Raw genomic sequence first — 20,387 nt, forward strand, 5'->3', positions numbered from 1 at the left:
CAATCGGCAATCACCGAGTTTTCATAGCTCAGCTTCGACCGGTAGCGATAACAGGTCTCGCTGATGCCAAAGGCTACACAGGCCAGCCGTACACTGCAGCGACCTGCATCAACTGCATTTTTGGCCATCTCTCGGTGTTGAGATGGCTTTACCACTTTTCCTTAAGGGCCTCTTGGCGAAGCTCGGACCCCAAGCGCTCTTCGGCGTACATCTTTTTGAGACGACGGTTTTCGTCTTCCAGCTCCTTGAGGCGCTTCATCATGGACGTGTCCATACCGCCATACTTCGAACGCCATTTGTAAAAAGTGGCACTGCTCATACCGTGCTCGCGGCAAAGTTCAGGAGCCGGCACGCCAGACTCGGCCTGCCTCAAAATTGCCATGATCTGACTGTCGGTAAAACGTGATTTGCGCATGCGGAATCTCCTGGTTCCTCAGAGTACAAAACTCCACTTATCACCGCGATTATTTTTCGGGGGGATTACCGGTCCACGCACTCAAACGCGCCGGCGTCCGATACCGCCGCACCTACCAAACCCGTCACACCTACGCGAGCATGATGGTCAGCGCCGGTGAGCCGCTGGCGTGGGTCTCAAAACAAATGGGGCATACCAGTGGAGTGACCACGGCGAGAATATACGCGGGCTGGATACCCACAACTATTAAAGGCATTGGAAATAATGCCGATAAACTGTTTGGCTAAAAAAACTTGAATCTATATAGCAAGCAGATATACGCAGGATAAAATTATGACTTCAAAGGAAATGGGCGAACAAATCATTTTTCTCCAAGAACAAATGAACGATTTTCCAGACAATCAGGAAATTAAAAAAGCTTACACTGCCGCAGTTAATGCCTGGAAAGATGCTTACACATCTGAAATCAACAGCAAATACGAGATAGAGAAAGCTAAAGTAGCCGCGAACAGCGAAATGATGAAAGGCTTTTACGCATATCATAAATCGTGCATTGATAACAGGCTCGCGGCTACATTGAGTCAGCCTCAGCTGTACCCTATCTACCCGCAGCAGCTAGGGCTCGGTCAGCAACCTCCCTCTTTCATGCCCAATTACTCTCACTATCAAGGGGAACAAAGAGGTAGTAACTCATTCTGATTGTCAAGATTGAGTCAATATGACATTCAAGATATTGATTTAATTGAAAGGTTCGCGAGTTCAATTCCCGCCGCCTTCACCAGACACCCCAGCAAATCAAGCACCCTTGGGGGCTTTTTTTGTTTCCAAACGGCGTATCCTACGCCACCCATCCTTTCCCACCACGCACTCGCTAGACGCTCATCGCCTACACTGAGACGATCACAGCCGGAGAGTCTTATGGACAAGCACGTCATCGACGCGATACGCCAGAAAGAGGGGCTACCCGATAGCATGAGCGATGAGGAAATCGCGCGGGATTACAAGGGCACCTACACCGCCGCGCGGGCGGCGGTTAGCCTTGAGCACAAGCCGCTCGACCAGGTGATGGCGGATACGATGAAGAAGGTGCTGCCGTTCATGCCCAAGGGCAAAAACAAGAAGTAGTTATCACGCCTTTCACTAACGACAGCGCGGGCTCTATTTATCAGGATCGCTGACCGGTTCGCCATTGGCGTACTTGATCCAGGTCTTGCCCAGATGATTGCGCAGCTCATGGCCTACCCGCTTGCCATCTCGGGCTTCCAGCGCGGCCAGAATCGCCTCGTGTTCGTCCATGGCGGTCGCCCACTTTTCGTTTTTTTGATTCGATAGATAGCGAACCCGGTAGAGTTGGCGACTCAAGTTGGCGTGCATGTCGATCAGCGTTGCGTTGCCCGACAGCGCCACGATCCGGTTGTGGATAGCCTGATTCAAGCGGAAGTAGTTCTGCCGGTCCCGGCGTACGAAGGCGGCTTTCATTTCGTAGTGAAGCGCCTGAAACTCCGCGATATCGTCATCGCTTGCCGCTGCGCAGGTGAGTTCGGCGGCTGCCTGCTCCAGTACGCTAAGTACGTACGCCTTCTCTTTCATATCCTCGGCACTCACATCCGCGACCACCGCGCCTCGGTGGGGCGAGATCACCACGAGCCCTTCGGCCGCAAGAATCTTAAGCGCCTCGCGCAGCGGCGTACGCGACACTTCGAGCTCGAGTGCCAGCGTTCGCTCGGGCAGACGCTGACCGGGCTGAAAATGATCCATCACAATATGCTCACGCAGGTAGTGGGCGACCTTTTCTACCAACCCGGCGTGACTGGTCCGGGTACTCTCTTCCATGGCGCTATTCACCTTCATTAAGGAATGCGGAAGATTGGCATACCACATTCAACCTTTCAAATTTTGGATTAATCTTTGACGATAAAATAAATCTTTTTATTTCATAATCTTATAGCACAATAAACAGGCTATCTACTAAAGTAGCATACGTCACGCATTGACCCTCAAAATGGTATACCACTAAATTCCCTCCATCCAAACGATGGACCGCTTCGTCAATCAGACCGGCTCAAGCGGAACATCGTATTGCGGTTTCGTACCGCCTCAACGGGAAATAGTGATCGATCATGAATTACTTGAAGCATTTCGAAGGCGCCAGAGTGGTTGAAGCTTGCGTCGCAGGCGCGGGCGATTTCGGCCGCGGCGTACTGCGCCAGGCACGCCAGATGCAGAAACTCTCCGCGCGCATCGCGATCGATATCAACTCGGAAAGGGCTGCGCAAGCGCTTGAGCACGCAGGCGTCTCTCGGAGCGAAATAATGGTATGCCATTCTCGCGAGGAGGCGGAGAGCGCTTGGGCGAAAGGACATTTCATCGCGACCGCCGCTTTCGAAACCGTCGAAAGCCTGCCCTTCGATATTCTCGTCGAGTCGACGGGCATTCCCGATGTAGGCGCTCGCTATGCCGAAAGCGCGATACTGGCGGGTAAGCACGTCGGTATCGCCACCAAGGAGACCGAGTCGGTAGTGGGCCCTTACCTGACGCGCTTGGCCAAACAGCAAGGCGTACTCTTCACGCCGCTAGACGGCGATCAGCCCAGCCTTCTGATCGGTCTTGTGACCTGGGCCGAAACGCTCGGTTTCGAGATCGTCTCGGCGGGCAAGAGCAGCGAATACGATTTCGTCTGGGATGAAGCCAGCGCCACGGTGAGCTGCAACGGTGCAGAGTACGCCGCTGCGGACATGGCGTCGCTCTGGTATCTGGATGAGGCCAACAGCTGTGAAACGGTCAGAGCGCGCGGCGATGTACTGTCAGCCATCCCCCAGATTTCGGTACCCGACCTGTGCGAGATGGTCAACGTGGCCAATGCCACAGGCCTTGCACCCGATCTCCCCGAGTTTCATGCACTGGTGCTGAGAACCGCCGAAGTTCCGACGCTGCTCGACACCGAGTCTCGCGGTGGCGTGCTCAAAGGCAACCGCCGTCTCGAAGTCTTCAACTGTTTGCGCCGCCCGGATGAGTTGAGCTTTGCCGGCGGCGTTTTCGTGGTGGTGCGCTGTGAAGATCCCCACGTTTGGCAGATTCTGCGCGGCAAGGGCCACGTGCTGAGCCAGAGCGGCAATAGCGCCATGGTATATCTGCCCCGCCACCTGCTGGGGCTCGAGGCGCCGATTTCGTTGCTGGATGTCGTGCTCAACGGCTTGACCTCGGGCGGCGGCGAAGCCACCACGCCTCGGTTCGATCTGACGGCTCGAGCCACCAGCGCCATCACGGCAGGAGAGCTTTTGGAGATGAAAGGCCATCACCGTCATATCGAAGGCTTGCGCCCGGAAATTCACTCCGCCAAAGCGTTAGCCGGCAGTGCCAACGTGCCGTTTTATCTGCTGCCCGGAGCCAAGGTCATTCGCGACATTGCCCCTGGTCAGCCGATCACACTTGCCGATGTCGAGCTGCCGAACAGCAAACTCAAGGAGCTTCGCCTCAAGCAGGACGCCCTGTTCGCTGATCAGGCTTGACTGCTTGATGACGGGCGGTGGTTAACACCGTCACTTCCTAGCGATAGCGATCAAAAGCAACAACAACCGATTTGGAGAAAACGATGCCAATTCACTTTACGCTCAAACATACCGCTCTTGGCCTGGCCTTGATCGGTGCCAGCACCGGCGTCAGCGCCAGCGACGCCGAGAACTTTCCCAGTAAGCCCATGCAGTTTCTGGTAGCGGCCGGCGCCGGCGGCGGCACCGATAACTTTGCCAGGGTGGTGCGCCCCATGTTCGAAGAGGCCGTGGGCGGCGCAAGGATCAACGTGATCAACCTGCCCGCCGCATCGGGAGCACTGGCGCACCAGCGCACCGCCAACGGCGCACCGGACGGCCATACGCTCGACTTCGCTTCCACAACGCTCGTCACCTCGCTCGCCGCCGGTCAGAACCCAGTGGGGCTGGATCAACTCACCCCGGTGGCACGTATGCAGTCCGATGTGATGGCGCTGTTCGTGAACCCCGAGCGCTTCGAGGACTTCGACGCCTTTATGACCTACGCCGAGGAGAACCCCGGCAAGGTCACGGTCGGCGGTACACACACCGCAAGCCCGGACCACATGGCGTTCCTATCGCTGGCCGACGCTTCGGGTCTCGATATGAATTTCATTCCCTACGATAGCACCGGCAATGCGACCGCCAATGTGCTGGGCGGCAACATCGATGCGACCACCACGTCCTTGAGCCCGCTTTTGAGCTATATCGATGCGGGCCAGATGGCGCCGATCCTGATTTTCAGTGACGAACGTCTCGAGGATTATCCTGACGCGCCAACGACGGTCGAGTACGACTGGGATCTGACCGACGGTAACGACCGCGCGATCTTCGTTCACGCCGACACGCCGGAAGCGATCGTTCAACGTCTGGAAAGCGCTTTCAAGGAGGTGTACGACTCCGATGACTACCAGGCGTACGCTGAACGCGTCAACCTCGATTACCGCGAGGGCTGGATGGACGGTGCGCAGTACCGTGAGCGTCTGGAAAACAACTATACGCTCTATTCACGCCTGCTCGAAAACGAGTAACCCGGGCGCTGCGGCACGCTCTCTCGCCGCTGTTTCAAGGACCGGCCTCGGGGCCGGTCTTTCACTGCTCCCCTTCAGGACATGCCATGCACGTAAGGATCACCATTTTCGCGCTGAGCGTCGTACTGCTTGCGATCGCAGGGCTTTATCCCACGCTGCAATTTCCAGGCTCTGCAGACGTATCCACGTTCATCGGCCCCCGCGTCTGGCCGCTAACGCTGCTGGCCATTCTCTTCGCGCTGGGTATCGTGCTGTTGATCCTGACCTGGCGGGAACGGCGCCGCGCGGTATCGCACTCCGATGAACCTGTCACGAGCGAGCGACCCGCTTTTTCGATCGCTCGCACGCGCCACTGGTGGCTCATTGCCGGTGCCGCGGGCTATACGCTGTTGATGCAGAGCGTCGGTTTTCTCATCGCAAGCCTTCTATTCACACTGGCCGGGACTCTACTGCTCGGCGCCCGCTCGTGGATCACGATCACCGTGACGCTGGTCGTTGCCGCGCTGCTGATGCAGGGCGTTTTCGTCTCGCTGCTCGGTATTCCCATGCCCTGAGGCGGCTCCCCACTCCCTCATTTCAGGACGTCGATCATGCTGGAACATTTCATGGGCGGGTTAGCCGTGGTCATGCAGCCACTCAACCTGCTGCTTCTCACCTCCGCCGTCTTCATCGGGTTTATCGGCGGGGCGCTGCCGGGTATCAGCGGTGTGATCCTGGTAGTGATTCTACTGCCGGTCACCTACGGCATGGAGCCGACCACCGCCTTCATGGTGCTAACCGCCATCTATGGCGCAACGGTCTTCTCCGGCCTGATCACGGCCATTCTCTACCGAGCGCCAGGCACGCCCGAGGCCGTCATGACCGCCTTCGACGGCTACCCCATGACCCAGCGCGGCGAAGCCGGCAAGGCGCTGGGCATCGGCGTGCTGAGCTCCGCCATCGGCGGTATCGTCGGCACCATCGCGCTCATCATCTTCACGCCCATCCTGGCCACTACGGCGCTGCGCTTCTCCTCGCCGGAGTATTTCGCGCTGGCGGTGTTGGGGCTGACCGTCGTGGCGTCGCTGGGCGGGCGGCTGATTTTCGGGTTGATCGGCGCCGCGCTGGGTCTTTTCATCGCCACCATCGGGATCGACCCGCTCACCGGTACCAGCCGCTACACCTTCGGCAATCTCAATCTGGCCGAGGGCGTGGGCCTGATTCCGGTGATCGTGGGGCTTTTCGCAGTCTCCGAGGTCATGAAGCGCACCCTCGACCACGAAAGCCATCAGCCGCTGACGAAAGTGAAGGTCAAGATCTTCGACCTGCCCATCCTGCGCCAGATCGGCACTACCCTGTCGCGCTCGTCGATCATTGGAGTGATCATTGGCATTCTGCCAGGCATCGGTGCCAGCACCGCCGCCATGGTCAGCTATAGCGAAACCGTGCGCTGGTCCAAACACCCGGAAAAATTCGGCAAGGGCACCCCGGAAGGCATCGCCGCACCGGAATCCGCCAACAACGCCGCCGCGATGGGCGCGCTGGTCCCGCTGTTCGCGCTGGGTATTCCCGGCAGCGGCACCACCGCCGTGATTCTCGGCGCGTTCATCATGCACGGCCTGCAGCCCGGCCCCATGTTCATGATGACCAGCAGCGACCTGATCTACGCGGTCTTTGCTGGCCTTTTCATCGTCAACTTCATGATCCTGCTGTTTTCCAAGCCGTTCATCGTGCTGTTCACCAAGCTTTTGAACGTGCCGTACTCGGCGCTTGGGCCGATCATCATCATGTGCTGCATCGTGGGTACCTACTCAGTGCGCAACTCGATATTCGATGTCTGGCTCATGCTGGGCTTCGGCGTTCTGGGCTATCTGCTCGAAAAGATCAATTTCCCCATGGTGTCGATCATTCTGGGGCTGGTGCTGGGCCCGATCGCCGAAAGCGAGCTGCGTCGGTCGCTGTCGATGTCCCAGGGAAGTTTCGACATCTTCCTCGACCGCCCGATAAGCGCTACGTTATTGGCGATTGCGCTCTTGCTGTTGATTGCCACGCTCGTCATGCCGCTGATCAAACGCGCGCGGCGCCGTAGTGCCACCTAACGAACGCCTTCAGGAGACTCGCCATGACCATCGTACTGGGCGCTATCGCCGACGACTTCACCGGGGCCACTGACCTTGCCAACAACCTTGTACGCGGCGGAATGCGCTGCGTTCAGGTGATCGGCGTTCCCGAGACGCTGCCGCCACTGGACGACGTGGACGCCGTCGTCGTGGCGCTGAAATCCCGCTCCTGCCCGGCTTCAGAGGCGGTCAACGACTCGCTGAAAGCGCTCGATTGGCTACAAGGGCTCGGCGCGCGACAGATCTTCTTCAAGTACTGCTCGACCTTCGACTCGACCGACAAGGGCAACATTGGCCCGGTGGCCGATGCGCTGCTCGAGCGCCTGAATGCCACCCAGACCGTCATGGTGCCGGCCTTTCCGATCAACGGCCGCACGGTCTACCAGGGGCATCTGTTCGTCGGCGACCGGCTTTTGAACGACAGCGGCATGCAGCATCACCCGCTCACACCCATGACCGACGCGGATCTGGTGCGAGTGCTTGCTCGGCAAACGCCCCACGGCGTGGGGCTGGTCAGCCGCGCGGTGCTGGCCAAAGGCGCCGATGTCGCGCGCCAACGCCTGGACACCTTGCGCGAGGAAGGCGTGCGTCATGTCATTTGCGACAGCGTGGACGACGAAGATCTGAAAACGCTGGCCAGCGCCACCGTCGAACTGGCGCTTGTGACCGGCGGCTCCGGGCTCGGTCAGGCGCTACCCGCCCAATACCGCGAGAAAGGCTGGCTCGAGGTGATCCGTGAGCCCGGCCGCCTGGCGCCCGCTTGCGGAAGCGCGCTGGTGCTGTCAGGCAGCTGCTCGCGGGCAACGCTTGCCCAGGTCGATGACTTTCTGACGCGCCATCCAACGGGCGGTTTTGCGCTCGACCCGCAGGCGCTGGCCAGGGATGAGACGCACTGGAACGAAGCACTGGCCTTCGCGCGCGCGCGTATCGAGTACGGCGAACCGGTGCTGGTCTACGCCTCCGCCGACCCGGAGAAGGTGAAGGCCGCTCAGGCACGTCTTGGCGTGGAGAAAGCCGGTCATCTGGTCGAAGATGCTCTGAGCCAGCTGGCGGTGGCGCTGGTGGATCAAGGCGTGGGGCGGCTACTGGTGGCGGGGGGAGAAACCTCCGGCGCCGTGGTCTCTGCGCTTGGCATCACCGCTCTACGCATCGGCGAGCAGATCGACCCGGGCGTACCCTGGACCCAAACCCAACGGAAAGGCGCCTTGCTATCGCTGGCGCTGAAATCCGGCAATTTTGGCGGCGTCGACTTTTTCACTCGAGCCTTCGAGGTACTTCCATGAGCACACACGAGCAGAATCGCCTGCGCGAACAGATCAGCACGATGGGCAAATCCTTTTTCGACCGGGGTCTGACCATGGGGTCGAGCGGTAACATCAGCGTCCAGCTTGACGACGGCGGCTGGCTCATGACGCCGACCAACGCCTGTCTTGGCCGGCTCGATCCCGCGCGCATTTCGCACCTGGACAAACACGGCCAGCTGATCAGCGGCGACAAACCCACCAAGGAGCATTTCCTGCACACTGCGATGTACGAAGAGCGCCCCCAGGCCGGCGCGATCGTCCACCTGCACTCCACGCACTCGGTCGCCGTCTCCTGCCTGCCCGGTATCGACCCCTGCGACTGTATTCCGCCTCTTACCGCCTACTACGCGATGCGGGTCGGCAAGCTGCCGCTGGTGCCGTACCACGTGCCCGGTGATGAAACGCTGGGCGACGCGGTGCGAAGCCTGGCGGGGAAGCATAGCGCCGTGCTGTTGGCCAACCACGGCCCGGTGGTCGCCGGCAAGAACCTGGAGGCCGCGGTGTACGCCACCGAAGAGCTGGAAGAGACGGCGAAACTCTTCTTGCTGCTGCGCGGTGAAAACCCTCGGGCGCTGACGCCGGAACAGGTCGCCGAGCTCGAAGCGCGCTACCCGCGCGACTGACCCGCACCGCTTGCGCCCTTCAAGCGAAGCCAACGGGCTTCGCTTTTTTCCTACCTGACGCTTTTCGCACTCGCCGCCATCCGTTTCCGCCGACCGGATGGCTTTCATACCGCTCGGGCCATAAACTGAAGTGACTACCATCGACGGCCCGGGACGGATCCTATGGACGAAGAAGAGAAGTACACCAACACCGAAGAGCAGCTGCTCTACCTTCAGCAGCGCCTGGAAGAGGATGATCGTGATGCCCTGCGCGCGCTCTTTGGCGAGCTCGATGTGTGGGAGATCACCCGGCTGCTCGAGTCCTTCCCCGCCAAGAGCCGCGACCTGTTCTGGGACTACATTCCCGAGGCGCTGCTCGGTGAGGTGCTGGCGAACGTCGACGAGGATATCCGCGCCGACTACGTCGAGGACCTGTCGGTCAGTGATATCGAGAATATCGTCAAGGGGCTCGATGCCCAGGACGTGGCCGAGGTGCTCGAGGTCGCCGACGACGACGTCAAGAGCAGCGTCTACGCCAGCCTCGACGACAACATTCGCGCCCAGGTCGAGAACCTGCACGCCTACGAAGAGGACGTCGTGGGGCGCTATATGGACCCGGAGACGGTCAACGTCAAGCAGGGCGTCTCGCTCGAGGCGGTGCAGCGTTACATTCGTATCCACCACCTGCTCGACGACGAGTCCCAGCAGATCATGATCACCGACAAGGACAAGCGCCTGCTCGGTACGCTGACGCTGATCGATCTGATCAAGCAGCCCCAGGAGGCAGTGGTCGATGACTTCATGGGCGACTCGTTCACCCTCAACGACCAGATGAAGGTCAGCGACGCGGCGGCGCTGCTGCGCTCGAAAGAGCTGCCGTTCGTACCGGTGTGCGACAGCGACGGCCTGCTGGTGGGCCAGCTCAACGCCGCGGACGTGCTCGAGATCACCCAGGACGACGCGGATTTGACGCTCAAGCACATGTCCGGCGTCAGCGACGAGGAGGAGGTTTTCACGCCGATCATGCGCAGCGCCAAAAGCCGCGGCGTGTGGCTCGGCATCAACCTGCTGACCGCCTTTCTGGCGGCCTTCGTCATCGGGCGCTTCGAGGCCGTGCTGGATCAGATCGTGGCGCTGGCGATTCTGATGCCGGTGGTGGCGAGCATGGGCGGCATTGCCGGCAGCCAGACGCTCACCGTGGTGATTCGCGGGCTGGCGCTGGGCCAGATCGCCGGTAACAACAAGCGCTGGCTCTACAACAAGGAGCTCTGGGTAGGCATGGGCAACGGCCTGGTGTGGGCGCTGGTGGTCGGGCTGATCTCCTATCTCTGGTTTGGGCAGGTGCTCATCACGCTGGTGATTACGCTGGCCATCTTCATCAACATGAGCCTGGCCAATCTCTCCGGCGTGCTGATACCGCTGGTGCTCAAACGGCTGCAGATCGACCCGGCGCTCTCCGGCGCGGTCATCCTGACCACCATCACCGACGTCGTCGGCTTCCTCTCGTTTCTGGGTCTGGCGACGGTGATCATTCTATAGCGGCCCCAATGATCGGGCGATACGGCCAGACCAGGCGCCCGCTCATCCTCGACCTTCCTTTCTACCTCTTCGTCAGCGCCCGCTGAATTTTTCATTTTTGCGTGGCGGCATTTATCTTATAAGGATTAACGCCAGTTTTTACACATCATGTTGTGACGACGCAGGCGCTTCAAACCTATATGCTTTTATTAGGTTATCTCTCATGAATGACGCTTACTGGCGAGCCGCCCTGCCCTCGGAGAAACGATGAAAAGCCCTTCAGCGGTAGACACCTCGCTTTATCGGGCGCTGTCGGACAGGCTGCCCCGCTTTCTCAGCCGGGCGCTCATGAAGACGGCCTCGCTGCCCTCGCTCCCCGCGGTCGTGCTGCAGGTGCTCGAGATTGCGCGTACGCCCAGCGCCTCGCTCAAGGAGTACGCCGGCGTCATCGAGCACGACCCGGCGCTCACCGCTCGCCTGATCGCAGTCGCCAATACGGCCCACCACGTGCGCTCGCCCAACCCCGCGCTCACAAGTCTGGAAGCGACCCAGCGGCTCGGCACCGATGCCACGCTTGCCACCGTGTTGAGCTTTGCGCTCTTCAGAGACGAGCAGACGACCGAAGTGGCCACCCCCACCTGGCAGCGCGCCATCGCCTCGGCGGCGATCGCCAGTCAACTGGCCCAAACCTGCTGCCCGCAGCAGCCGGGCCAGGTGTTCACGGTGGCGCTTTTACAGGATATCGGCATTCTGGCGCTTCAGCGCGCCTACCCCGAGGAAGCCGAAACGCTCTACGCTTCGCGCGACCGTATTCATCTGCAGCTCGCCCGCGAGGAGCGCCAGCGCTTTGGCTGCGACCATGCTCTCATCGGCGCCTGGCTTGCCGCCAAATGGGGCTTGCCCGAGAGCATCGTCACGGCGATTCGCGATAGCCACGACAGCTTTTTCACAGAGGACCCGGTGGCGATGTGCGTGCGCCTTTCGGGGCCGGTGGCCGACGCCTGGCTTTCGCCGAACGCCGCGCACGCCTTCGCTACGCTGCTGTTCGAACTCTCCGCCGGGGAGTCGGCGCACGTGGAGCTACTGGAGTCGCTTTTTCATCGCATTCACCAGCAGATCCACCTGCTTAGCGATCTGCTCAAGCTGGCGGTGCCGCTGCCGCTCGACAGCCACGCCGTGCTGGGCGAGGCCAAGCAGCTGCTGTTTCAGCATACGCTTACGATCAGCGCCCGGCTCGAAACCCAACAGGCGCGCTTTCATGCCCTCGAACGGGAGCACGACACGCTGCTCGAGCGCAGCCGGCTCGACCCGCTCACCGGGCTTGCCAACCGCGCCTGGCTCGAGGATCAGCTCCAACAGCGCTTTGCCCAGTGCCGGGAGAAACAGCGCACGCTGTCGGTGATATTCATCGACCTTGACCACTTCAAGGCGCTCAACGACCGCTACGGCCACCGCACTGGGGATGAGGTGCTCAAGCGCTTTGGCAAGGCGCTGTTGTCGCTGGTCGGCGTTTCGGACCTGGCGGGCCGCTACGGTGGGGAGGAGTTTCTCGTCATCCTGCCCGACGAAACGGCGCACAACGCGCTGAGCTTGGCGCAGCGCATCATCGCTTTGCTTGAAAACGAGCCCATGGGCGAATGCGACGACGAAGCGCTCTATATCTCGGTCTCCATCGGGATCGCCTGCACGGCGGATGGGGTGTTCGAAAGCGAGCACGAGCTGATCGCCGCCGCCGACCAGAGCATGTACTACATCAAGCGCTCCGGGCGCAGCGGCGTCTCGGTCTACGGGCAGTGAGCCCGATGGGCTAGCCGGTCATCGCCCGGGGCAGGTAGAGCGCGATCGCCGGGAACAGATGCATCAGGGCGATCGCCAGCAGCATCAGCAGGAAAAACGGCAGCGTCGCCCGGGTGATCGTCAGGATATCCTTGCCGGTCAAACTCTGGATGACGAACAGGTTGAAGCCCACGGGCGGGGTGATCTGCGACATCTCCACCACGATGACCAGATAGATCCCGAACCAGATCAGATCGAACCCGGCCGCGCTGATCACCGGCATGATGATCGCCGTCACCAGCAGAATCAGCGAAATCCCGTCCAGAAAGCAGCCCATGATCAGCAGCAGCAGCGTCAGTGCGACCAGCAGCATGGTGGGCGATAGCCCCATTTCGCCAATCGCCTGGGCCAGGCGCATCGGTACCTGGGTAAAGCCCATCGCAGAGGTGAGAAACGACGCCCCGGCAATGATGAAGGCGATCATGCAGGCGGTGCGGATCGCCGCGAACAACGAGTCCTTGAAGATGCCAGCGTCGAACTGACCGTTGCAGCGGGCGATGATGATCGAGAGCACCACTCCGACCGCCGCCGCCTCGGTGGGCGAGGCGAGCCCGCCGTAGATCGAGGCGATGATGCCGCCGATCAGCGCAAGAATCGGCACCAGCGCCAGGGTGTTGCGAAGCTTCTCGCCCAGCGGCATGTCGGCTTCGTCGGCTCCGGTCAACCCCGCGCGGCGGCCCTTGATCAGCGACCAGAGAATCAGGTAGCTCATGAACAGCGCCAGAATCATCAGCCCGGGCCCGACCCCGGCCATGAACAGCCGCGAAATCGACTGCTCGGTCACCACGCCGTAAACGATCAAGACGATCGATGGCGGAATCAAAAGCCCCAGGGTCGAGGCGCTGGCCAGCGTGCCGATCGCCATGCGGCTGTCGTAGCCACGGCGCTCGAGTTCGGGCAGCGTCATCTTGCCCACGGTGGCGCAGGTCGCCGCCGAGGAGCCGCACACCGCGGCGAACAGACCGCTACCGATGATGTTGGTGTGCAAAAGCCGCCCCGGCAGGCGGTTGAGCCAGGGCGACAGACCGCGAAACATGCTGTCGGCCAGCCCCGAGCGAAACAGAATCTCGCCCATCCAGATGAACATCGGCAGCGCGGTGAGATCCCAGCCGTAGCTGGCGCCCCAGAAATCCGAGGCAAGTACCGGCCCCGGCTCGAAGGAGCTGAACAGCGCAAGCGAGATCCAGGCCGTGCCCATCAGCGCGAACGCGACCCAAACGCCGCTGCCCAGCAGCGCAAACAGGGTGACGATGGTCACCAGACTCAGTAGTAGCACGAAGGCTTCTCCTCGTGATCTCGGTTAACACGCACTCGAAGACGGCGCGTTGAGCGATGACTCAGTGCATCTCGCTATCGTCGGTAGCGGTCGCCTCGCGAAAGCTCGACGGGTCGCGTGCGGCGATGCGAAGCGCGATGATCAGCGCCTCGATCAGCGCAAGGCACAATAGCGCCACGCCGGTAATCAGCACGCTCTGCGGAATCCACAAGGGAAGTTTCAAAAAGCCCGATGACACGTCGCTGTACTGAATACTTTCCCGAACCAGCTCGATCAGGCTGTAACCCAGCACCAGGCTGATGGAAAGCGCCACGAGCAGCCCGAACACCTCGAACCAGACGCGCACCGCCGAGGGCAGCCGCGAGATCAAAAGCGTCACGCGAATATGGGCGTGGTGGGTGAAGGTGTAGGCAAGCCCCAGAAAGGTCGCGCCGACCAGCAGGTACGCCGCCATTTCCGATACGCCGGTGATACTGATGCCCAAACGGCTCTGCCCGACCAGCACCAGCAGCGCATCGACCAGTCGAAACGCGACCTGCAGCGTGATCAGCGCGCAAATGGCGATCATGCAGGCCGCCGCGCCCCAGGCGCCGAGGCGGTAAAGCCTGTCCAATTTGAAATGCATGATGTCTCCCTCTCGGGATGGCAAAACGGGAGAGGCCGCCGGGCCCCTCCCCCAGGGTTACTCGTCGCGCTGGGCGCGATACGCCTCGAGCGCCTGCTCCGCCTCTTCGTCGGCGCGGTCGAGCCAGTCCTGGTAAAGCGCGTCACCGGCTTCCTGCAGCGCCGCCGACACCGCTTCGTTGGGCTGGGAGACGCTGATGCCGTTCTCTTCCAGCGCCGCCAGGCTCGCGTCGTTGTCCTCACGGCTCGCCGCCCAGCCGCGCTCTTCGGCCCGCGCGGCGGCCTCCATCAGCGCCTGCTGGGTTTCCTCGTCCAGCCGGTCGAAGCTGCGCTGGCTGATGAACACGATGTTCTTGGGCAGCCACAGGTTGGCGTCGGTATAGGCCGAGACGTAATCCCAGGCGGTCATTGCATTGCCGGTGGAGCTCGAGGTGATCATCGCATCGACCCGGCCGGTGCTGAAGGCGGTCGGGATATCCGACTCCTCGGTCTCGGTGGGGCTGCCGCCCATAAGGGTGACGAAGCGCTGGGTGTTGATGTTCGGCGCGCGCACGCGAAGCCCCTCGAACTGCGCCGGGTCGGTCAGCGGCTCGGCGGTGTAGATCCCCTGAGCGGGCCAGGCCACCGCGTAGAGCGGTATCAGCCCCTCGGCGGCGAACAGCTCGGTGATCATCGGTTTGGTCGCCTGCCACAGCGCGAAGGCGTCGTCGTAGCTGCCGGCAACGCCGGGCAGCGTGTCCACCTCGAAGATCGGGTCGTCGTTGGAGAGCACCGATAGAAACACCTCGCCGGCATCGATGGTGCCGCGGCGAACGGAGGGTTTGATCTCGCCGTGGGACACCAATGCACCACCGCTGTGCACGGTGATGGTCAACTCGCCGTCGGTGGCCTCATCCACGTCCTCGGCGAACTGCTTCGTGTTCTGGGTATGGAAACTGGCATCGCCGTAGGGCGTAGCCATGGTCCACTCGGCGGCCTGGGCGGCGAAGGGCATGGCGCAGGCCATGGCCAGCAGTAGCGGCGTCTTGCGTTGCATGGGGCGTTTCCTCGTTATTGGCATTGGGGGAAAACCGGGCAATACGGGGCGCGGCCTGTCGCGCCCCGTTCCCTCATTATGGTGCCAATTTCGTGCCAGGCCATCCCCAACTCTCTTTCCACGACCGCTTGATGAGGTTCTGTAAAAAAGTCCCCAACGAAAAACCGCCCTGGAGAGGGCGGCTAAAGAGATCAATGAAAGAGAGTACGGCGTGTGAGCGTTTTAGGCCTTACGATTCACCACTCACGCGCCACGCTGCGGCCGGCGCCGCTTTTTCATCCACAGCGTCGCGGCGATGAAGTAGCCAACCGTTGGCACGATGATGAACAGCTGGAAGGTATCGAGCTGCGCCGTGGCGTCCAGCCCCGCGCGCCAGGACCAGCTAGCCATGCCCAGAATCAGCACCAGACACGCTAGCGCAGCGAAGTACCAGGGGTCGCGGCGGCGTACCGGGTTCTGCGGCGCTACTGCGGTACCCGCCGGTTCCACCGGGTTGGGCGCGCCGTAGGCTTTCTCGTACAGATCGCCCTCTTCACGCTCGGCGCCGAACAGGCGGCACAGCAGCGGGTAGATCAGAAGACTCGAGAACCAGACCGGGATGAACAGCGCAAACAAGTGCAGCGAGCCTTCGAGCAAAAACAGCACGCCCACCAGCACCCCCAGCCCCCAGGCGGCAAAGGCGGCCCAGTTGGTGGCCAGGTTCTTCTGTTCACGCCAGAAGGGGCGGATGCCCATGCGTGGCAGCAAAAAGTGCTCAGCGGCAATGATCGCGCCGACCGGCGCCATCAGCATGATGAAATACGACAGCACGTTGAGCCACTGGGTGAACACGAACGGGAAGCAGGCAATCGCCGTGGTCGCCACCCCGGCGATCGCGGTGACCTTGACCCGCGACTGGGACGGAAACACCGACTGGAAGGCAAGCCCCGCTCGGTAAAGACACGGAATCGAGGTGGTCCAGCCGGCGATGACCACGGCGATCAGCCCCATGGCGCCGAGTACGCGAAACGCAACGCCGCCCGGGTCCATGGCGGTCAACTGCGAGCCCACCAACAGCGCCGCGGTCGCGCCCATCAGCCCCGCGCACACCCAGGCCATGTAGTGGCCGATATACATTCCCGCGGCGGAGAAGTAGCCGTAGGAGGACTTGCGCGCGAAGCGCAGAATCGACATGTCGCTCATCCCCAGGTGCTGGGGCAGGTTGGCGCCCCAGGCCCAGGCGGCGATGATCCACACCGAGATGCCCGGCGCGCCGTCCGGCGTGGCGCCGGTCCAGACGAAGGTGTCGACCACCCCGGAAAGCGTCGTGATGCCGTCGAGCTCGCCCATGTTCAAAAGAATCGGTACCGTCACCACGCCGCTGGCAAGGAACATGGTCGCCATCCAGGGCGAACAAACGGTGGAGAAGTTGGCGATCAGCTTGAAGCCCTTCAGCGTCATGAACACCGTGATCGCACCGACGAACAGCACCAGCGCGACGAAGCTCACGCTCTGCGGGTACCAGGCGGTTTGCGGCGCGATACTGGTCACCGCGCGAAACGCTGAGGCCGAGACGGTGATCATCGCCCCGGAAATCACGGCGAAGATCAGGCCGTTGAGCAAGTTGTAGACCAGCGAGAAGTGCTTGCCGGCCAGCCGCTCCAGGTACCAGTAGATGGTCATGCGTGAACGCACCGACACCGGGCTGCAGACCCAGGCCCAGGAGAGCACGGCCAGCAGGTTGCCGATCAGAAGCCCCCAAAGCAGGTCGCTGGTGCTCACTCCGAGCGCGACCAGCGAGGCGCCGATGACGAACTCGGTGCCCGCCACGTGCTCGCCGGCGTAGGTGCCGAGAAAGTATTTACCGCTGAGTTGATGACTGACGGGAATTCGCTGATGCTCGAATTCGCCGCTGGAGGAACGGGTGTTGGGCGTGCTCTCACTGGCGGGTGACGCCAGCGACGAGGAGTAGGTGCTCATGCGCATCTCCTGTTGTTATTGGGGCTTGTTCTTATCAGGGCTATAAGCGCTGAAAGTTTGCGAAATTGATTAAACGATCAGGTATCCGGAATTTATATTCTAAAAATTTTTTAATCAAACATTTCATTCAATACTTTGGTCGACCTTTCGTTTCATTTTTCGCCAAGCCGCTGTAAATGGGAGAGTTTAAATTTATCAATGAGTTATAAATTACGCGCAGGAAAAAGCCTGCGTGCCGGACGGCACACAGTCAAAGGAATATCGTACTCACGCCTATCTCACTGGCGTTACCAAGCGCGGCGGCGCCGCGCTCGAGGGAGCTCAGCCGCCCTGGTCGAGTTCGACCCAGCAGCCGTCGGTATCGTGAGAGGCGCCCACCGCGCGCACGAAACGCACGCCCAGAAGTCCGTCACCGGTGCCAGGCACCGGCAAATCGTCGTGGTGCGTTGTGCCTGTCTCGCGGTGGCGTGTAATCGCCTCGGCCACGTCGCTGTAAAGATTGGCGAAGGACTCGACGAACCCCTCCGGGTGGCCAAGCCCGACCCGCGTTAGCCGCGCCTCGGCCGCGCTTGCGCCATCGTGGCCCTGGGCCAGAATTTCGCGCCGCCCGTCCGGGTAACGCAGCGTCAAATGGTGCGGGTCGGTCTGCTCCCACTCGAGCGAGGCCTTATCGCCGAACAGGCGCAAGCGCAGGCCGTGCTCCTGGCCGGTCGCCGCCATCGTTGCCCAGAGCGTGCCGCGCGCGCCGTTGGAAAGGCGCAGCTGCACGTGGGCGTTATCGAACACCTCTCGCCCCGGCACGCAGGTCTGAAGCTCCGCCGCCACTGCGGCGAGCTCGAGCCCGGAAACGAAGCGCAGAAGCTGGTGGGCGTGGGTGCCCAGGTCATACAGCACGCTGTACTGGCCCGCCTGCTCCGCCGACAGCCGCCAGGCCGCCTGCTTGTTGCTGGGGTCATCTTCCATGCGCGTCGCCGCCCAGCCCGAGGCGTGCTCCACCTGGGCGATGCGAATCTCACCCAGCGTCCCGCCGCGCACAAGCTCCGCGGCGTGGCGCACCATGGCGTAGGCGCTGTAGTTGTGGGTCAGCACGAACAGCCTGCCGCTCGACTCGGCCAGCGCGTGCAGCGCTTCGGCATCCTCGAGGCTGTCGGTCATCGGCTTGTCGCACACTACGTGAATGCCGGCCTCGAGAAACGCCTTCGCCACCGGGTAGTGGCTGTCGTTGGGGGTGACGATCGCTACCACCTCGATACCGTCGTCGCGCTCAGCTTCGGCCCGGGCCATCTCGGCGTAATCCTGATAAACGCGCGACTCATCGACGTGAAGCTCCCGGGCGGCCTCGCGGGACTTCTCGAGCGAACGCGAGAAGGCGCCGGCCACCAGCGTATAGCGATCGTCCAGGCGCATGCCCATCCGGTGCGCCCTGGCGATTCCCGCGCCCGGGCCGCCGCCCACCATACCGATGCGAATTCTTGATTGAGCCATACTACCTCCCTGGGTGTTGCCGTGTGATTCGAACGAGCGCAGCGCTACAGCCCGCCCGCGAAGAACGCGTAGATGCCAATGACGATCGCGACCAGCACAAGCCCCACCGGGCGGGCACCGCGCCAGGGGGTCAGATCCACCTCGCCGCTGGCGCGCTGCTCGAAGCGCTCGGTTTGAGGGTAACACCGGCCGATCACCAGCATGATGAGCACCAGCAGCACAAACACGGCGCCGACGAAGTGGTACTCGTGCATGAGCTCGGGAATGCGGTTGAACGGCGCGATGAAGTACCCTGCGAAGATCAACAGACAGCCGCCCACCAGCGCCACCTTGGCCGCTACCGGCGGCACCCGGCGGGTCAGAAGCCCAACCACCACCACGGCGAAGATGGGAATGAAGTAGATCGCGTTCATCTTCTGCAGGTAGTCGTAGAGGCTATCCTGCCCTGCCAGCAGCGGCGCGATGGTCATGGCGGTGAGCGCCATGACCCAGCCAAAGCGCTTGCTGGCGCGCACCACCTGAGGGTCACTGGCGTTCCTGTTCCAGGTGGTGCGGTAGAAGCCGAGACTGAACAGCGTCGTGGTGCTGTTGAGCGCCGAGTTGAAGGAGGAGAGAATCGCGCCCACCATCACCGCGGCGAAAAAGCCGCTGAGCCAGGGCGGCAGCACGTTGAACACCAGGTGCCCGTAGGCCTGGTCCGCTCCGATGCCGTCGTCGACATACAGGTAGTAGGCGATCATTCCCGGCAGCACCAGGTAGAGCGGCCCCAGGATCTTGATGAAGCCGGTCAGCAGCACGCCCTTTTGCCCTTCGGCGAGGTTGCGCGCGGCCAGGGTGCGCTGAATGATCTGCTGGTTGGTGGTCCAGTAGAAGACGTTGAGCAGAAACACCCCGGTGAAGAGCGTGGCGAAGGGCACCTGCTGATCCGGGCCGCCCATCGAGTCAAAGCGCGCCGGGTCGCTCTCGGCGAGCGTCTGCCAACCGGCCACCACGCCCTGGCCGTCGCTGACCGCCTGGAGGCCGAAGTAGACGATGATGAAGCCGCCGGCCAAAAGTCCCACCCCGTTCAGGGTATCCGAGACCGCCACCGTGCGTAGCCCGCCAAACAGCGCATAGACCGCACCGATCAGCCCTACGCCCCACACCGTCAGCCAGAGCAGCAGCGTCGGCGACTGGATGCCGGTCAGCGCGGGCAGATCGAGCATGCCCTGCAGCCCCATCGCCCCGGAGTAGAGGATGATCGGCAGCAGCAGCACCGCGTAGGCGATCAGAAAGATCAAGTTACAGATCTTCTGGGTGCCGGCGTCGAAGCGGATCTCGAGCATCTGCGGAATGGTGGCGATGCCGCTTTTCAGAAAGCGCGGCAGAAAGAACAGCGCCATCAACACCAGCGCGATCACCGCCACCACCTCCCAGGCCATGACGCTGAAGCCGTCGGTAAAGGCGGAGCCGTTGAGCCCTACCATCTGCTCGGTGGAAAGGTTGGTCATCAGAAGCGACCCGGCGATCAGCGGAAAGGTAAGGCTGCGCCCGGCCAGAAACATCCCGTCGCTCGAGTGGTGGTCGTCGCGCCGGGTGATGCGCCAGGTCAGAAAGGCGACCAGGCCCGTGAAGAAGAGAAACGATAACAGCGTGATGGCGTGAAGTTGCGTCATTGTTATTGCGTCATTGTCAT

The 20,387-nt window shown here is 61.7% G+C and carries 18 protein-coding genes and 1 pseudogene; 10 read left to right on the forward strand and 9 right to left on the reverse strand.

What is annotated here, in order from left to right:
* Positions 1-415, reverse strand: a pseudogene (locus ACGK9R_RS10890) (transposase); the annotation flags it as partial.
* Positions 416-748: 333 nt separating this feature from the next.
* Here ACGK9R_RS10890 and ACGK9R_RS10895 point away from each other — a divergent pair.
* Positions 749-1,114 carry a hypothetical protein gene (locus ACGK9R_RS10895; RefSeq protein ID WP_394581131.1) on the forward strand — a complete coding sequence of 122 codons (366 nt, stop codon included), beginning with the start codon at positions 749-751 and terminating at the stop codon, positions 1,112-1,114.
* A 219-nt stretch (positions 1,115-1,333) separates the two neighbouring features.
* Positions 1,334-1,540 (forward strand): hypothetical protein, encoded by a 207-nt coding sequence (locus ACGK9R_RS10900; RefSeq protein WP_394581133.1) that lies wholly within the window; start codon positions 1,334-1,336, stop codon positions 1,538-1,540.
* Between the two features lie 33 nt (positions 1,541-1,573).
* On the opposite strand, the gene ACGK9R_RS10905 is transcribed toward ACGK9R_RS10900, so the two are convergent.
* Both ACGK9R_RS10905 and ACGK9R_RS10910 read right to left on the reverse strand, forming a co-directional pair.
* Positions 1,574-2,248 (reverse strand): GntR family transcriptional regulator, encoded by a 675-nt coding sequence (locus ACGK9R_RS10905; protein ID WP_394581135.1) that lies wholly within the window; start codon positions 2,246-2,248, stop codon positions 1,574-1,576.
* Positions 2,249-2,463: 215 nt separating this feature from the next.
* Entirely contained in the window at positions 2,464-2,703 is a 240-nt protein-coding gene (locus tag ACGK9R_RS10910) for a hypothetical protein (protein ID WP_394581137.1), read from the reverse strand.
* A 24-nt stretch (positions 2,704-2,727) separates the two neighbouring features.
* Here ACGK9R_RS10910 and ACGK9R_RS10915 point away from each other — a divergent pair, with 24 nt between their 5' ends.
* The 8 genes from ACGK9R_RS10915 to ACGK9R_RS10950 all read left to right on the forward strand — a co-directional run bounded on the left by ACGK9R_RS10915 (position 2,728) and on the right by ACGK9R_RS10950 (position 12,293).
* Entirely contained in the window at positions 2,728-3,924 is a 1,197-nt protein-coding gene (locus tag ACGK9R_RS10915) for a flagellar biosynthesis protein FlgA (RefSeq protein WP_394581139.1), read from the forward strand.
* Positions 3,925-4,007: 83 nt separating this feature from the next.
* Positions 4,008-4,973 carry a tripartite tricarboxylate transporter substrate binding protein gene (locus ACGK9R_RS10920; protein WP_394581141.1) on the forward strand — a complete coding sequence of 322 codons (966 nt, stop codon included), beginning with the start codon at positions 4,008-4,010 and terminating at the stop codon, positions 4,971-4,973.
* 86 nt (positions 4,974-5,059) lie between these two features.
* The gene (locus tag ACGK9R_RS10925; RefSeq protein WP_394581143.1) at positions 5,060-5,527 is read left to right on the forward strand and encodes a tripartite tricarboxylate transporter TctB family protein; all 468 of its coding nucleotides are present in this window, start codon (positions 5,060-5,062) and stop codon (positions 5,525-5,527) included.
* 36 nt (positions 5,528-5,563) lie between these two features.
* Complete coding sequence (locus ACGK9R_RS10930; RefSeq protein WP_394581145.1) at positions 5,564-7,051, forward strand: tripartite tricarboxylate transporter permease; 1,488 nt, start codon at positions 5,564-5,566, stop codon at positions 7,049-7,051.
* 23 nt (positions 7,052-7,074) lie between these two features.
* Positions 7,075-8,355, forward strand: a complete 1,281-nt coding sequence (gene otnK / locus ACGK9R_RS10935) for a 3-oxo-tetronate kinase (protein WP_394581147.1) — start codon at positions 7,075-7,077, stop codon at positions 8,353-8,355.
* A complete protein-coding gene (gene otnC, locus ACGK9R_RS10940; protein WP_394581150.1) occupies positions 8,352-8,999 on the forward strand; it encodes a 3-oxo-tetronate 4-phosphate decarboxylase in 648 nt (215 codons plus the stop codon). Before otnK ends, otnC begins: the two co-directional genes overlap by 4 nt.
* Positions 9,000-9,161: 162 nt before the next feature.
* Complete coding sequence (gene mgtE, locus ACGK9R_RS10945; protein ID WP_394581152.1) at positions 9,162-10,517, forward strand: magnesium transporter; 1,356 nt, start codon at positions 9,162-9,164, stop codon at positions 10,515-10,517.
* A gap of 246 nt (positions 10,518-10,763) precedes the next feature.
* On the forward strand, positions 10,764-12,293 hold the full coding sequence (locus ACGK9R_RS10950) for a diguanylate cyclase (RefSeq protein ID WP_394581154.1): 1,530 nt from the start codon (positions 10,764-10,766) through the stop codon (positions 12,291-12,293).
* Between the two features lie 10 nt (positions 12,294-12,303).
* Here the strand turns inward: ACGK9R_RS10950 and ACGK9R_RS10955 are convergent, their stop codons facing one another.
* The 6 genes from ACGK9R_RS10955 to ACGK9R_RS10980 all read right to left on the reverse strand — a co-directional run bounded on the left by ACGK9R_RS10955 (position 12,304) and on the right by ACGK9R_RS10980 (position 20,367).
* Complete coding sequence (locus ACGK9R_RS10955; RefSeq protein ID WP_394581157.1) at positions 12,304-13,608, reverse strand: TRAP transporter large permease; 1,305 nt, start codon at positions 13,606-13,608, stop codon at positions 12,304-12,306.
* A gap of 61 nt (positions 13,609-13,669) precedes the next feature.
* On the reverse strand, positions 13,670-14,233 hold the full coding sequence (locus ACGK9R_RS10960) for a TRAP transporter small permease (protein WP_394581159.1): 564 nt from the start codon (positions 14,231-14,233) through the stop codon (positions 13,670-13,672).
* A gap of 57 nt (positions 14,234-14,290) precedes the next feature.
* Complete coding sequence (locus tag ACGK9R_RS10965) at positions 14,291-15,268, reverse strand: TRAP transporter substrate-binding protein (RefSeq protein ID WP_394581161.1); 978 nt, start codon at positions 15,266-15,268, stop codon at positions 14,291-14,293.
* A gap of 243 nt (positions 15,269-15,511) precedes the next feature.
* Positions 15,512-17,227 (reverse strand): purine-cytosine permease family protein, encoded by a 1,716-nt coding sequence (locus ACGK9R_RS10970; protein WP_394581163.1) that lies wholly within the window; start codon positions 17,225-17,227, stop codon positions 15,512-15,514.
* 321 nt (positions 17,228-17,548) lie between these two features.
* On the reverse strand, positions 17,549-18,712 hold the full coding sequence (locus ACGK9R_RS10975; RefSeq protein WP_394581166.1) for a Gfo/Idh/MocA family protein: 1,164 nt from the start codon (positions 18,710-18,712) through the stop codon (positions 17,549-17,551).
* Positions 18,713-18,756: 44 nt separating this feature from the next.
* Positions 18,757-20,367, reverse strand: a complete 1,611-nt coding sequence (locus ACGK9R_RS10980; protein ID WP_394581168.1) for a solute:sodium symporter family transporter — start codon at positions 20,365-20,367, stop codon at positions 18,757-18,759.
* Positions 20,368-20,387: the final 20 nt, after the last annotated feature.

The organism is Halomonas sp. HNIBRBA4712, assembly GCF_043558675.1.
Classification (GTDB): Bacteria; Pseudomonadota; Gammaproteobacteria; order Pseudomonadales; family Halomonadaceae; genus Vreelandella.

What these genes read in the sequence shown, in the direction of transcription:
- ACGK9R_RS10895 (WP_394581131.1), top strand. Translation starts at nt 749, where the DNA reads ATGACTTCAAAGGAAATGGGCGAACAAATCATTTTTCTCCAAGAACAA.
- ACGK9R_RS10900 (WP_394581133.1), top strand. Translation starts at nt 1,334, where the DNA reads ATGGACAAGCACGTCATCGACGCGATACGCCAGAAAGAGGGGCTACCC.
- ACGK9R_RS10905 (WP_394581135.1), bottom strand. Translation starts at nt 2,248, where the DNA reads ATGGAAGAGAGTACCCGGACCAGTCACGCCGGGTTGGTAGAAAAGGTC.
- ACGK9R_RS10915 (WP_394581139.1), top strand. Translation starts at nt 2,728, where the DNA reads ATGGTATGCCATTCTCGCGAGGAGGCGGAGAGCGCTTGGGCGAAAGGA.
- ACGK9R_RS10920 (WP_394581141.1), top strand. Translation starts at nt 4,008, where the DNA reads ATGCCAATTCACTTTACGCTCAAACATACCGCTCTTGGCCTGGCCTTG.
- ACGK9R_RS10925 (WP_394581143.1), top strand. Translation starts at nt 5,060, where the DNA reads ATGCACGTAAGGATCACCATTTTCGCGCTGAGCGTCGTACTGCTTGCG.
- ACGK9R_RS10930 (WP_394581145.1), top strand. Translation starts at nt 5,564, where the DNA reads ATGCTGGAACATTTCATGGGCGGGTTAGCCGTGGTCATGCAGCCACTC.
- otnK (WP_394581147.1), top strand. Translation starts at nt 7,075, where the DNA reads ATGACCATCGTACTGGGCGCTATCGCCGACGACTTCACCGGGGCCACT.
- otnC (WP_394581150.1), top strand. Translation starts at nt 8,352, where the DNA reads ATGAGCACACACGAGCAGAATCGCCTGCGCGAACAGATCAGCACGATG.
- mgtE (WP_394581152.1), top strand. Translation starts at nt 9,162, where the DNA reads ATGGACGAAGAAGAGAAGTACACCAACACCGAAGAGCAGCTGCTCTAC.
- ACGK9R_RS10950 (WP_394581154.1), top strand. Translation starts at nt 10,764, where the DNA reads ATGAAAAGCCCTTCAGCGGTAGACACCTCGCTTTATCGGGCGCTGTCG.
- ACGK9R_RS10960 (WP_394581159.1), bottom strand. Translation starts at nt 14,233, where the DNA reads ATGCATTTCAAATTGGACAGGCTTTACCGCCTCGGCGCCTGGGGCGCG.
- ACGK9R_RS10965 (WP_394581161.1), bottom strand. Translation starts at nt 15,268, where the DNA reads ATGCAACGCAAGACGCCGCTACTGCTGGCCATGGCCTGCGCCATGCCC.
- ACGK9R_RS10970 (WP_394581163.1), bottom strand. Translation starts at nt 17,227, where the DNA reads ATGAGCACCTACTCCTCGTCGCTGGCGTCACCCGCCAGTGAGAGCACG.
- ACGK9R_RS10975 (WP_394581166.1), bottom strand. Translation starts at nt 18,712, where the DNA reads ATGGCTCAATCAAGAATTCGCATCGGTATGGTGGGCGGCGGCCCGGGC.
- ACGK9R_RS10980 (WP_394581168.1), bottom strand. Translation starts at nt 20,367, where the DNA reads ATGACGCAACTTCACGCCATCACGCTGTTATCGTTTCTCTTCTTCACG.